Origin of the sequence: Nocardia alba NBRC 108234 (assembly GCF_001612665.1) — a bacterium.
Lineage (GTDB): Bacteria > Actinomycetota > Actinomycetes > Mycobacteriales > Mycobacteriaceae > Nocardia > Nocardia alba.
In genome coordinates, this window is record NZ_BDAX01000018.1 from 44,760 (window position 1) to 56,968 (window position 12,209).

Sequence of the window (12,209 nt, forward strand, 5' to 3'; positions counted from 1 at the left end):
ACCCGGCTGCCACGCTCATCCCATAGCGGATCGGTCAGAGGTCCGCCGCTTGAAGCCGGTTTGCGGCTAGGCCCTCGTGTCGAGGGTCGGGATACCCGTTCGGTGGCGACGCCATGTGGCGCTCCCCCTTTGTTGCAGTTGCTGTTTCGATATACGGCTACTGGCTGTTGAGTCGCTTCTCCAACGCATGAATCCGCGAGGCGCACGAGGGGTGGCTAGCAAAGATGTTGGCACGCAGTCCGTTCCGTCGGCGAGCATCGTCGTGCCCCGCGTCGAGCCAGCCGTACAGAATTTCGAGTAGAGCCGGACCGTAGCCGAGCTGCGCGGCCACTCGATCGGCGTCTTTTTCCTGATGCCGACCGAACCATGCGAGGACGAACGGGACGGTCCACAGCAGCACCAGTAGCGGGTGGATCGAATAGAAGAACAGGGTGATCAGAGCCAGCCACAGCAGCGGGAACAGCCGGACGATCGGGCCGATCAGGCAGCCCGCCGCCTCACTGCCGGCACGCCCGCCCATCGCCCCGCCCGCTGCGCCGAGCGTCAATCCCGCGGCCAGCGCGAATACCAACTGCGTCGACCAGTGCAGGACACGGACGAGCAATCGGCCCGGTAAGGCGTACCAATACGTCAGGAGCGTGGCCCATGAATGCCCGCCGAGGTGGTGCCCCAGTTCATGCGCCAGCAGAGCTTCGAGCTGGTGGGGTGGAAGTATGAGTGCACCACGCGTGACGGCCACGATGTGCCCCGCCGCAGCCGACGCGTTGAGGTCGTTTGAGTCCTCGACCCACAGCCGATACGTGTCTGCTCGGACACCGGCCGACTGGGTGACCAAACTCCATGCGTGGTCGAGCCGCTCTTGTTCGGGAATCGTCGGCCGACGGAAGCGGAAGAAAACCCGCGCGATCGCGAATTCGGTCGGCCTGAAGAACACGACGGCCCCCGACCCGACGAACACGGCCAACGCCACCCAGACCGCGACGCTGCCCTGGAAGATGGCGGAGAATGCCATGCCCACGACGATCAGACTGAGCGCGAATCCCGGCAAGCCCACAACCAGCGTTCCGGCAGTCGATAAATGGATGCCGCGACGACGCCGCGGAGCACTGGTCATCCGGACCGGGTGACCAGGCGCAGGAGGTCGGAAGCCAGCTGGTTTCGAATGTTCGAACTGCTCGTCGCTAACCGCCATCATGCCCCCATCGATGTTGCGCTACAACGGATTACCCTAACGCGAACGGCTCCCGTACATGAACCCCGACAGAAACCTTGCTCGGCGCCGGGCTCTCGTCCTCGGCTCGCGACTTCGGCGACAACCAGTCACACCGCCTGGACCTGGATCCGCGCGACGAAGCGGACCGACACATCGACCATCTCGCGGTCCAGATGGTTCCGATCCACCAGTGCGCCTGTAATTCGGCTGGTCTGGTCACGTGGCGTCTGTTTGACTGCGTCCGTGGAATGGGTGCGAGAGTTCTACTCCAGGAGCGGTTCATGGTGGGGCGGAGCCGAGGCTCGGCTGACCGAGCGAGACCATCGCCGGGTGGATCTTCTCCGCGCGCACGCAAGCCCGGAGGGACGGATTCTGGAACTGGGGTCCGGGTACGGCTCGACTGCCGTGGCGGCTGCCCTGGCAGGGTACGTGGTGACTGCGGTCGAGGTCAGCGACCGCGCGGACTTCACCGCCGGACTGGCTCAGGACTTGGCGGCCGGCTGCCTGACCGTTCACAAGGCCGACTTCTACGAAGTCCAACTCGACCAACGATTCGATGCTGTGTGTTACTGGAACGGATTCGGGGTCGGCTCCGATGCGGATCAGCGCCGGTTGCTCCGCCGGATCGGGTCCGAGTGGCTTCGGCCGGGTGGAACAGCCCTCATCGATGTCTTCAACCCGTTCGTCTGGGCCGGTTGGGACGGCAACGAGGAGCATCGAATGCCGAATGCCGCTGCTGGTTACGACCACGAGCTCAGAGAGCGGGTCCGTTTCGACCCGGTGACCTGCACCGTGGTCGACACCTGGTGGGAACCGGCCGATCCGGACCACCCCATCAGCCAGACCCTGCGGTGCTACGCACCCGCCGATCTGATGCTCTTGCTCGATGGAACAGGCCTGTTCCTGACCGGGATCGCGGTGGGAGATGATGTGGTATCCGTTTCGCCGCACTCCGGCATGAGTAGCCTGCTGCGAGAACAGTACGAGTACCTCGCGGTCGTCACAGCGGTCGCGGACAGCTGACCGGCGAGCGGGGCCAGTCGAGCCCGAGCCCGCCCTTCTCCGACAGTGTCAATTCCCGCCAGGCAGGGACGACGGATCTGCGGTCATTCCCGCTCGTCCTGCAGATCGGTCCAGCGTTCGGGAGTGAACCATGGCTTGTTCAGCCGGTATTCCTCGTCGAGTGCCTTCCAGATGCGTCGAGCATCGGAGCCCTTGTAGTAGCGCTGGAAGTCGAACCGATCGATCCCGGCGCGCTTGGCGACCGCATCGGCCAGGATGCTGTTGTTGAACTCGACGCTGCGGTCTCCGTCGACCTGGATGCTGGTCCCCTCGGCGCCGCCTGTCAGCGCGACTTCGAGCGCGATGAAGATCCACGGTGAAGTTTCGATGACGGTCAAGATGAGATCGCCGGCACGGTAGCCGTGGTCCAGGGCCCAGACCTTCGCATTGCCCCCTGGTTAAAGTAGTCCTTCAGCGCTTTCCGGTACGGAATGCCGGTGGCGAGATAGAGCCGGCCACACTGCAGGAGTTGCGGCAGTTCACGCAATCGTGTTGTCCCTTCTTCGATCTGGGTCGCTCATGTAGTTCCAGATCGCCGCATCGAGAGCACCTGCACTGCAACCCAATTCGACGGAGGCTTGTGTGATCAGGGCATTGATCACACGGTAGTCGCGACAGTGGACGCCAGCGTCGCGAACGAATCCGGCGACATGCATGTCGACAGCGACGTGTCCGGTAGAGCCGGTCAAGATCGCGATGTAGTCGACAGTCTTGGGCCCGACACCCTTGACCTGGCGAAGAGCGTGGCGCATCTGCTGTTCGCGGTCACCGCTGTCGTAGCAGGCGGCCAACTCGTGCACCGTCTCGATCTCGAACGCGTGCAGCGCTGCGGTGAGACCGGTGATGACGGCGAGCTTGCGTGATGTCCTTCTCCAGCCGAGGAATTCGGCCAGATCGTCGGATTCCAGTCGACGCCGGAAGCCCGACAGAACAACCGCATCCGGCCACTCCGAGATCACCTTGCGAACCCGTGGGAGAACCACCGCCTTATACTTCGTCCGCGGCTGAAGCGACGCATCGACAATCACACCGCCGAGGTGGTCCCATCGCCGCTCAACCTCTCGCGGTTCGAGGCCGACAGACCTGACGAAACCCACAACCATGCCGACGTCATCCGGGCTGGTGAACATAGCAACAGTATCGCTGCGGCGCGTCTAACGGTTAGCACCTCCCGAAAAGTTTCCGACGCAAAGACTCGTCATTGAAATGTCACTAACCGGATTGGGGAGGGTGGCAGCGAGTGCAGTTCGACATGCCGACGGTGGACGATCTTCGACGCACGGGCGGACCCCCGTCACTCACCCACCACTGACCCAACCGGTGGCGGGCGGTGCCGAGAACGTTCCCGGCACCGCCCGCCGCCACGGTCTCGACCGCGGGTGGTGAGTAGGTCGGCGGGGTGTAGACGGCGCCGTATTCGTAGAGCTCGGCGGCGAGTGAGTCGGTGCTCCACGGGTCGGGGAGGTGGCGGGCGTCGTCGAAGGTTCTGTCGGAGTCGGTCTCGCAACGCTGCGGATCGTGCCGGCCGTCCACCGGCCGCATTTCGGCAACGGCTGCTTCACCGTTGATATTGGCGCAGACAGCCATGATTGGAAGACCCCGCGGGATGCGTGCAGCTTTGTTGGTCAGGTGTGAGCACGGCGGCAGTGTCGGCGAACCACTCGGCGGGGTGCGGCCGGCGGTTGAGCCCTGCCCCGGTGTGCCGCAGCCACATCAGCGCGCGAGGATCCCAGAGGCTGGGGCCATCGAAGCCGGTGAGTCTGCGTTCGGCATAGCCGAAGTCCCACGGGCGATAGCGATGGTACCGGCGACTAGCCCGCCCGAGTCCTAGACGCGGGACCGCGATGTCCAGCCACCGCAACCACAGATCGTTCCAGTTGCGCTACCGAGGGTTATTACATTGCCACTACCATCGGCGGTGGTGCTCAGGGAAATAATCTCTTCACCATCGGTGATGTTCTTGAAAGTCATCGCAGCCGTGTCGCCCGTTAGGTTTACGAGCGAGCCTGCGGAATCACGCCAAGTTAAAACTCGGCTAAACTTTGCGTTCCGTTCAATAGTGAAACTATATTGCCCTGCGGGCATATCTATCTCTAATTTACATCAGATGGTCAAATTTGAGAATGGCGAATAGGACATCGGGGTGCTTCGGCCGTGCTAGAGTGTGATCGCCATCACGTGAGCCATGCATCCGTCAGGTTCGAGAACGGACGCGCAAGCAGAAGGGCTAGGCATGGAACCTGTCACGATTGCACTAATCGCTGGTGCAGCAATGAAAGTCATCGGCCCATATCTCGCAAATTTCGCGACTAAGGCGGGCGAAAGTCTAGCCGCAAAGTCAGCAGATGGTGCGGTTGCTGGAGCCTTATCCGGCGCAAAAAGATTGCTCGGCTTGATGCGGAGCAAGTTTGCGAGCAACTCGCAGGCTGAGGCCAGCCTCGGATACCTTGAGGAAAATCCTGACGATGAACAGGCCCAAGCGGCCGTCACGAGACACCTCGAGAATGCTATAGCCGCTGACCCAAAGTTCGCATCTTCTATCGAGTCAGAGTTGGCTCAGATATCTAACACAAATGCAGATATTGCCTTTGTGAACAACATTCAAGGTGATGTCGGGAAGATAGTCCAAATCGAGACTGTGCACGGCGATGTCACATTCTAGCGATCCCCGGCCAATCCACAACACGATCAACGGAAAGGTGGAGAAGCTGATCCAGGTACAGAATATGTACACCAGTACCGAAATCTTTGATGCAGACACGCTGGCCAAGCTCGGAGTTGCGATTGCCGCTCAAACCAATGTCTACGCAGACCGACAACGTACGCGAGCCGCTGTCAATAAAACGCTTGCGCTCTTGAAGTCGAGGGGCGTTATGTACGCCAGAATGGACTCAGAGAGTTGGCCTGCCGCATTTCGCTCGCTCAAAGACGTGCGCGACGCGCTGGCCGATCTATCTGTAGAACTGAGAAATGGACCGGAAAGTGTACGCTCGCTGGTTGATCTACTCCTGGCAGCCGTTCGCGACTATATTATCCGCTGGGAAGCGAGCTATGAGAAATCGCAGCGGGCTTCATTCAACGAATTCTGGCCTGAAAAGAAGGCGGCTGGCATTGCTCTTCACAGTATCCGCGTAATAGTCCTAGCAGCAATCGAGCCGCTGGAGACCTACGCCATTTCTAAGGAATAGGCAGGTCACCGAGAATTTTAGAAGCCGCCGCCCGTTGCCTCGATTAGGCCTGGTCGAGTTCCGTCATCTTGTGGCGCGACACTAAGGGATGTGTCGTCGGGGTTGTCCACGGGCGCAACAACTTCAGAGTCAGGAGCACGTGGGTGAATAGTCGCCCGGAGGTGTGGGTCGGGATCAACGTCGGCAAAGCAGCGCATCACCACCCCACCAGAGACCACCACCCGGCTCCTGCTATCGGCGCCACCGATCACCGTCGAGATGAGGACAAACTCCCGCCCATCACCACATCGCATCCTCACTGGCCACGCCAAGGGGGATGACGGCGTTGACGACGGTGCAGTTGCCCGACGGACACACCCTGCTCGCCTCCGGCAGCGACGATTGCACAGTGCGGTTGTGGAATCCTACACACAGTGGAGCCGTCCTTCTGAACATCCTCAACCCGGTCCCGGTCCCGGTTCCCCGATCACGGCTTTACACGGAAACGGAGATCGACTCGCGGTAGCCACGAGAGGAAGCGTCATCGTGCTCCGGCTCCCCCACACACAGCACAGCTCCCACCCCCAAACCTCCGGATAGAGGCATCGCCCCCTGGTGCCTACAGACGTCTCACTCGTCGTGGGTGAAAGCGTCGTGATACGGGTGGCTCCCGGGCCCTGCCGGGTGTGAGGTCGGCTGAAGCCACCGCGCAGTCGACGGCAGCAATGTTGTGACCAGCGACGTCGCAGCGATCCCGAAGAACGTCAACTCGAGCAGAGTTTCGACCAGATCGGTGTGCTGGTTGACGCACGCGAGCCGGATCACGACACCCAGTGCCAACACAGCGCCCACCACAACAAGCGGTCTTCCGACAGACTTCCGCATCAACAGTCGAAGGCCACCGAGACCGAGGAGGAACACCATCGCCGCGGACACCAACGCATGAAATACCAGCCTGGTGATGAACAGCGGCACAGAATCGTTGAACAGCTCGTTGTCTTGGAGGGTGTGCAAGCTGATGGCAGCACCGGTGAACATATACGCAGCGAGAATTCCGCCACCCAACGCCAGCACGCCCGCAATAATCGTCGAGGCCGAACTCGGCGTGGTCGGCGGACCTGCGAATGGCCGCGGACCTACTGGATGGTTCATCTCTCCCCCGCTTCACGACGTCGAACAGCTGCTTGATCCCAGCGTCGCCGAAAGACTAACCAGCGCCCCTTAACGTCGGCTTTCCGCTCGTCGATCTTCGGTGGGAATCGCCCCGATCCGGGCCGGCGCTCCACTTTCGAGCCGAACCGTCGATTTCGCGACCATCGAGCCGCTATCCGGACCGAACCCGGTTTCGAGTCTGATCCGGCGTGGCCGACCACGTGCCGCCGGTAACCACGGTCCAGGGCTGCGGTTGCCCCGAACCGCGCAGGGGCCGTGACATCCGAGGTCCTACAGTGGGCTCGCGGCCACCAGGGGAAGACCTCGGGGTGATCGAAAGCGGCGTACGCTGGCGCCGCGCCGATCGCCTTCGGTTGGTCGTCCGCTTCTGCATGGATCGGCAACGACCCACCGCCTGGAGCACGGGTAGCAGGTGACAACCAGATTCGAGCCCGCTGGACCGGGTACGCGCCGTGGGACCGACGTCAGTTCTGACCGGCACAGTCGTTAATGGCGGAGATCCGCCTGAAAATGGACGCTGCCTCATCTCGCTACGTCTGCGGCTCGGGCGATGACGCGCTGGTCGACCGCACGCGGAAAGCCGTACCCGGTGACAATTCGAGGCCGAGGAGACGAGGTCGTCATGGTCCAGGTCACACACAGGGTCCAAGCTCCTGTCGAGGACGTATTCGCGGTGCTCGCCGATGGGCGGCTATATGCGAGCTGGGTGGTCGGCGCCTCCATATTCGCGAAGTCGACGACGCATGGCCACGGGTCGGCGCGCGAATACATCACAGCGTCGGACTATGGCCGCTTTCGTGGCCAGGTTCGTTCCTGGGCACGAGGCGAGGAAGTCCTGTGGCCTCACCCGAGTTCGAGGGAAGTGACACCGAAAACCTTGTCCTGGAGATGGTTTCGGACGCCACCGGTGTACATGCGCGCGGTCTCGAACGTGGGTGTGAGGCCTGCCGACTCGGCCAGCAGCACCGCCGGTTCGTTAACCAGTGGCACATCAACCGCCAGTGACGCGCCGCCCGAGGCTCGCGCGCACGCGGCGAGCAATTGCCGCGCGTCGTCGGCTGTGTCGGCGAACAGCGGGCCGACCCGCCAACCGTCGCGGGCGGGGCGGACAGTGCAGAATCCAGTGAGGGTCGCGTCGACGATCCGCAAGAAGGTGCGGTGTGTCGGCTCGGTCAGCCAACGCGCCAGAAATATGGGCCGGGCCGCGGGAACGCAACGCGCATCGTAGGCGAGCACATCACCCACCTCATCGGGCAGCAGGACGCGAACGGTTCCATCCGGTGCGGGCAAGGTCGAGACACCGCCGAAACGCGCACTGCGATAAGCGAGTTCGAATCCGCTGCGGCGATAGTTGTTCTGCTGGTCCACGACCCCGTCGAGCCCGACCACACGAGCACCCGCGTGGGTGAGCCCCTTTCGCCACGTGGCAATCCCGAAGCCACGTCCACGCAGATCGGGTCGGACCAGATAGAAGCCGAGGAAGGCATAGGTGTCGCCGTAGTTCACCACCGAGATCGCCGTGGCGGGCTCCCCGTCGACCCGCCCGAGGAAGAATCCGTGCGGATCCTGGGCGAAGAACGCGCCGCGATCAGCCTCCCCCGGATTCCATCCTTCGGCCGCGGCCCATTCGACGACGGTGGCCCACTCGTCCGGCGTGGCCCGGGTGATGACGAGATCTGCGGGGTGCGCAGCAGTTGGCATAGCGTCCACGGTAGCTGCGGGCTCGCCCCGTATCGGCGGGAGTGCCGCCACCGGAGGCGCTCCCGACAGGCAACATCATGGATTCTGTATTCACTTTCGAAGCATCGCCGGCGGCGGCGACATTGTGGTCGACCTGGCGAGCTGGCCTGATCGAAATCAGCGTCTTCTGCGCGATTGTCTACGTGCCCATCCCCACGAGGCCGAGCGATACGCCCAACTGAAACGGCAGATCGTGGAAGTAGGCACGCCCCTGGGGACTACGCGCGCGCGAAATCAGGCCTCATTCAAGAACTGACCGGCCGAGCCCGCGCCAGACTCAGCCTGCGACCGGTCCCCGCGTGGGAGAAGTGATGACAGTTCTGTGAATGTCGGGTAGACATCGCACGGTCCGACTTGAGCCGAACACACCGGCATGCCGCATGGCACGCATTGGTCAGCGGACCAGAAAGCTCGGCCGGCGCGGCTTCCGGACGCGCGCTCATACCGAACAGCGATTGATGTCTACAACGCTTCGCACGCTCGTTCGGCTGTTCGTAGTGCGCTGAAGAGCACGCCCGTACTCTGCAAGAGCTCGGCTGTGGCCGCGGCGAGTTCCGGCGGGAAGATTTCGAGATTTTCCCTGGAGATGGTCCCAGTACCTGCGGCCGCACCGAGGGCTAGGAGGCCGGCGGGATCCACGATCTCGGAGGTGGAGGTGGAGCAGCGCGCGGGCGTGGCTCCAACCACGTGGGAGCGGGTGTGGCGGTGAGGAGCCTGGATGCCCAGTCCTTCATGAGATCAATGGCTTCGGGTGGTCCGTGCACAATGAAAGGCGCGCCGATCGAGACAAGGCAGAAGGTTGCCCAGTCCAAGGATTCGGCGGCAATATAAACCTCGCACGACCCGGGGTCGATGACGGCGACCGTGCCGTAGTGGACGACCTCGGCTCTGACCCGTTCGGCGGAAGCTTGGACGGTGGCGTGAACCCGGTACCTCGACGGCATCGACCCGATCCGGTCGCGGACATACTCCACCGGATCGCCGCCGGGCAGGCCGCGCGGTGCGAATCGTGCGCCGGTGCGGCGTGGTCGCGCGATCCGGTCGATTCGATACGTGCGCCAGTCGGTGCGATCGAGATCCCAGGCCACCAGGTAGAGGCGGCTTTCGACATTGACGATCTGATGCGGTTGGGTAGTGCGCTGTGAAGTGGCCGCGTCGCTGCCCCGGTAGCCGAACGAGACCGTATCGGCGTCCCGGCAGGCGAGCGCGAGAGTGGTCAACGCGGTGACATCGTCGATCCTGGCTCGGGGGTATCCATCACCGGCAGGGGTCGCGACGGTCCGCAGACTGTCGATCCGGCGGCGGATACGCGTGGGAAGGACCTGGACGATTTTGGCCATAGCGCTCATGGCGGCTTCCGCGGAGGCGGGATGGACGCCGGTGGCGATCTCCTTCAGCCCCAGCACGGTCGCGGCAGCCTCCTCCTCGCCGAGCACCAGTGGCGGCAGGCAGGCTCCTGCGCTGAGCTGGTAGCCGCCGCCGGTTCCGCGCGTCGTGACGATCGGATAACCGATCTCCTGGAGACCGAGAACATCACGCCGGACGGTCCGCTCGCTGACATCGAGCCGACGGGCCAGATCGGCACCGGACCAATGGCGACGGCTCTGCAGCAGACCGAGAAGCGCGAGAGTGCGAGTGCTGGTGGACACACCCTGAAGATAGGCGCCCTTGTGGCCAGAACCTGTCCGCAACTGCGGCCAGTCTGGGGGCACCAACCGAAAGGAGACAGTATGTCCACCACTCCCGCAGTTCCTCCGGCGCCCACCGGATCCGCAACGGTCGACCCCTTCATCTGGACCGACGACGCGGCAGGTCTGCTCGACTTCCTCGTCGATGTGTTCGGGGCGATCGAGGTCCCCGCGACGCGGACCGTCGATACCGACGGTCTGCTTCTGCATTCCGAACTGCGGATCGGCGATTCGACGCTGACGATCGCCGATCGCAAACCGGACTGGCCGTATATGCCGTCCTTCGTCCGCGTCTACGTCGACGATCCGGCCGCCACACTGAAACGAGCCGCCGCGCGTGGTGCGCGGATCGTCACCGAGCCGACGGATTTCTGGGGCGATGTGCTCTCCCGATTCGCCGACCCGTTCGGCCACCTGTGGTGGGTGTACAAGCACAATCCGGGTAACGCGTCCTGGGATGAAGGTTCGGCCGAGGAAACCGGCGGAGGCGACTGGGGGCAAGCCGATTCCTCCGAGGACGGCGCGGGTGAGCAGTCCTGGGAATCGTTCGCCACCCCGGAATTGACCGCCATCCATTCCTCGCTCATGGAAGCGATGGCCTCGCTGCGGGATCCGCGCACCCGCTGACCCGTCGGCTACGCCCTGCGGCCTCGTATGCGCCGCAGGGCATACGGCCTTTCCGGGCAAGGACGCGGTGCCCGGGGTGACCGACCCTCTTCCGGGCAGCCCAGTGATCTTGACCTGGTCCGCGGCTCCGATAACCTGGTATGTGTTGTGCCTCACAGGACCGTTCACTACTAGCGACAGGCGGCTACCGACATGGGCGCTTTCAGCGAAAAGTACGAGAAGGTGGATTTCAGCGACCCGAAGACCATCCCCAGTGACGACCTCAACGACGAGGACGACCACGAGGTCGAGGACACCGATACCGACGTCAGTACCGAGATCGGTACCCCGATCGACCCCGCGATACAGCGGGAGATCGATCTCGGGAGGTTTTGATCAGGCGGCGGTGACATCGCCGGCCCGCGGCGTCGAAGTTGCCGTTGGGGTTGTGGTCGCCGCCGGCAAACATCGGCCGGTGCGACGCGAGACATGGAGCGTGCCTATTCCTGTGCGGCTATACGAGCGCAGTGCAGGAGATCTGGCACGCCCGCTCATGGCACCCCTCGAGGTCAGGACCCGGTTAGGGTGCCTGACCCGTCGCGGAACACGCCCGAAGGTCAACGGGCTGAAGCTATCTCAATCATCGGCAACACGCTGAAATGCCGCGACCCGCGCGGTTCCGACTTGCCGGCGCGGACGTGTAGAAGATCATCCGTTCGGCCGCTGCCGCAGGACGAACCGGCCCTGGAATCGGAACCGACCGGCGATCCCAGGGCCAGGTGGAACAGCACCTAGGTCCGCGCCACCACGGGTTCGACACCGTGTCGATCTCCGATAGTGGGATGCTCGATGGATGAGTGTGCAGAACTTCCGGGACGTGGCCACCACCCGATTGCGCGGGTTCGATGTGCAAGCCGTGGCGGATGTACCGGGGATGCGGCGCGCGACAGTGGTGCTGTGTGTGCTCGAACATGACGGACAGCCCTGCGTGATCGTGATCAAGCGCGCCTACCGCGGCCGCAACGCGGGGCAATGGGGATTACCCGGCGGGCGGGTCGACGGCGACGAGACCACTGTGGCGGCCGGCCTGCGCGAATTGCAGGAGGAGCTCGGCCTCGATGCTTCCCCCGCAGAGGTGCTCGGCCGGCTGGACGATTTCCCCGCGGCCTCCGGTTTCGCGATCACACCGATCGTCGTGGCGCTCGACAACCCCGGCGCCCTCTCCCCCAACCATGAGGTGCATCAGGTTCATTTCGTTGCTCTCGATCGGCTCGCCGCCGACGAGGTTCCATACTGGGCCGATCAACCGGATGGAACCCGCCTACTGCAGATGCGACTCGGTGATGGCATGACCATCCACGCTCCGACCGGGGCGATGCTGCTGCAGTTCCGTGATGTGGTGCTACTCGGTCAAGCGACCAGGGTCGCGGACCTGCTGCAGCCCGTTTGGACACATAGGTAGCCGGCGACGACGGATTCCAGCCCCGTGCTCGCGAGAGGCGAGTTCGGTGCGTTCGCGATTCGGCAATCGGCCGCACACAGGCTCGATACAAGCCGATG

At 63.4% G+C, this 12,209-nt stretch carries 14 protein-coding genes; 7 read left to right on the forward strand and 7 right to left on the reverse strand.

All coding sequences use genetic code 11. The features are described from left to right. Positions 1-157 precede the first annotated feature (157 nt). Positions 158-1,114: a M48 family metalloprotease gene (locus NA12_RS19270; RefSeq protein ID WP_067452914.1), complete on the reverse strand. Its 957-nt coding sequence runs from the start codon at positions 1,112-1,114 to the stop codon at positions 158-160. Between the two features lie 429 nt (positions 1,115-1,543). Between NA12_RS19270 and NA12_RS19275 the strand changes: the two genes are divergently transcribed. Beyond that, on the forward strand, positions 1,544-2,236 hold the full coding sequence (locus NA12_RS19275; protein WP_207905636.1) for a class I SAM-dependent methyltransferase: 693 nt from the start codon (positions 1,544-1,546) through the stop codon (positions 2,234-2,236). A gap of 83 nt (positions 2,237-2,319) precedes the next feature. On the opposite strand, the gene NA12_RS19280 is transcribed toward NA12_RS19275, so the two are convergent. The 3 genes from NA12_RS19280 to NA12_RS19290 all read right to left on the reverse strand — a co-directional run bounded on the left by NA12_RS19280 (position 2,320) and on the right by NA12_RS19290 (position 3,862). Beyond that, entirely contained in the window at positions 2,320-2,613 is a 294-nt protein-coding gene (locus NA12_RS19280) for a hypothetical protein (RefSeq protein WP_084472916.1), read from the reverse strand. Positions 2,614-2,754: 141 nt separating this feature from the next. Continuing rightward, positions 2,755-3,405 carry a DUF8548 family protein gene (locus tag NA12_RS19285; RefSeq protein WP_067452923.1) on the reverse strand — a complete coding sequence of 217 codons (651 nt, stop codon included), beginning with the start codon at positions 3,403-3,405 and terminating at the stop codon, positions 2,755-2,757. 82 nt (positions 3,406-3,487) lie between these two features. After that, on the reverse strand, positions 3,488-3,862 hold the full coding sequence (locus tag NA12_RS19290) for a hypothetical protein (RefSeq protein ID WP_132370065.1): 375 nt from the start codon (positions 3,860-3,862) through the stop codon (positions 3,488-3,490). A gap of 646 nt (positions 3,863-4,508) precedes the next feature. On the opposite strand from NA12_RS19290, the gene NA12_RS33710 reads away from it, so the two are divergent. The 3 genes from NA12_RS33710 to NA12_RS35065 all read left to right on the forward strand — a co-directional run bounded on the left by NA12_RS33710 (position 4,509) and on the right by NA12_RS35065 (position 5,968). Then, entirely contained in the window at positions 4,509-4,937 is a 429-nt protein-coding gene (locus NA12_RS33710; RefSeq protein WP_132370063.1) for a hypothetical protein, read from the forward strand. A 37-nt stretch (positions 4,938-4,974) separates the two neighbouring features. After that, entirely contained in the window at positions 4,975-5,463 is a 489-nt protein-coding gene (locus NA12_RS33715) for a DUF6650 family protein (protein WP_132370061.1), read from the forward strand. Between the two features lie 316 nt (positions 5,464-5,779). Further along, complete coding sequence (locus tag NA12_RS35065) at positions 5,780-5,968, forward strand: WD40 repeat domain-containing protein (RefSeq protein WP_371856008.1); 189 nt, start codon at positions 5,780-5,782, stop codon at positions 5,966-5,968. 104 nt (positions 5,969-6,072) lie between these two features. On the opposite strand, the gene NA12_RS19295 is transcribed toward NA12_RS35065, so the two are convergent. The 3 genes from NA12_RS19295 to NA12_RS19305 all read right to left on the reverse strand — a co-directional run bounded on the left by NA12_RS19295 (position 6,073) and on the right by NA12_RS19305 (position 10,004). Next, positions 6,073-6,516 carry a hypothetical protein gene (locus tag NA12_RS19295; RefSeq protein WP_067452929.1) on the reverse strand — a complete coding sequence of 148 codons (444 nt, stop codon included), beginning with the start codon at positions 6,514-6,516 and terminating at the stop codon, positions 6,073-6,075. Positions 6,517-7,458: 942 nt separating this feature from the next. Next, the gene (locus NA12_RS19300) at positions 7,459-8,316 is read right to left on the reverse strand and encodes a GNAT family N-acetyltransferase (RefSeq protein ID WP_067452931.1); all 858 of its coding nucleotides are present in this window, start codon (positions 8,314-8,316) and stop codon (positions 7,459-7,461) included. Between the two features lie 656 nt (positions 8,317-8,972). Continuing rightward, positions 8,973-10,004, reverse strand: a complete 1,032-nt coding sequence (locus NA12_RS19305; RefSeq protein ID WP_084472955.1) for a helix-turn-helix transcriptional regulator — start codon at positions 10,002-10,004, stop codon at positions 8,973-8,975. An 81-nt stretch (positions 10,005-10,085) separates the two neighbouring features. Between NA12_RS19305 and NA12_RS19310 the strand changes: the two genes are divergently transcribed. From NA12_RS19310 to NA12_RS19320, 3 genes are all read left to right on the forward strand, one after another. After that, the gene (locus tag NA12_RS19310) at positions 10,086-10,670 is read left to right on the forward strand and encodes a VOC family protein (RefSeq protein WP_067452939.1); all 585 of its coding nucleotides are present in this window, start codon (positions 10,086-10,088) and stop codon (positions 10,668-10,670) included. 192 nt (positions 10,671-10,862) lie between these two features. Continuing rightward, complete coding sequence (locus tag NA12_RS19315) at positions 10,863-11,045, forward strand: hypothetical protein (protein WP_067452942.1); 183 nt, start codon at positions 10,863-10,865, stop codon at positions 11,043-11,045. A 457-nt stretch (positions 11,046-11,502) separates the two neighbouring features. Next, complete coding sequence (locus NA12_RS19320; RefSeq protein WP_067452944.1) at positions 11,503-12,111, forward strand: NUDIX hydrolase; 609 nt, start codon at positions 11,503-11,505, stop codon at positions 12,109-12,111. Positions 12,112-12,209 lie beyond the last annotated feature (98 nt).

Coding starts and splice junctions, on each gene's coding strand:
- NA12_RS19310 (WP_067452939.1), top strand. CDS start 10,086: ATGTCCACCACTCCCGCAGTTCCTCCGGCGCCCACCGGATCCGCAACG.
- NA12_RS19285 (WP_067452923.1), bottom strand. CDS start 3,405: ATGTTCACCAGCCCGGATGACGTCGGCATGGTTGTGGGTTTCGTCAGG.
- NA12_RS35065 (WP_371856008.1), top strand. CDS start 5,780: ATGACGGCGTTGACGACGGTGCAGTTGCCCGACGGACACACCCTGCTC.
- NA12_RS19300 (WP_067452931.1), bottom strand. CDS start 8,316: ATGCCAACTGCTGCGCACCCCGCAGATCTCGTCATCACCCGGGCCACG.
- NA12_RS33710 (WP_132370063.1), top strand. CDS start 4,509: ATGGAACCTGTCACGATTGCACTAATCGCTGGTGCAGCAATGAAAGTC.
- NA12_RS19270 (WP_067452914.1), bottom strand. CDS start 1,114: ATGACCAGTGCTCCGCGGCGTCGTCGCGGCATCCATTTATCGACTGCC.
- NA12_RS19290 (WP_132370065.1), bottom strand. CDS start 3,862: ATGGCTGTCTGCGCCAATATCAACGGTGAAGCAGCCGTTGCCGAAATG.
- NA12_RS19320 (WP_067452944.1), top strand. CDS start 11,503: ATGAGTGTGCAGAACTTCCGGGACGTGGCCACCACCCGATTGCGCGGG.
- NA12_RS19315 (WP_067452942.1), top strand. CDS start 10,863: ATGGGCGCTTTCAGCGAAAAGTACGAGAAGGTGGATTTCAGCGACCCG.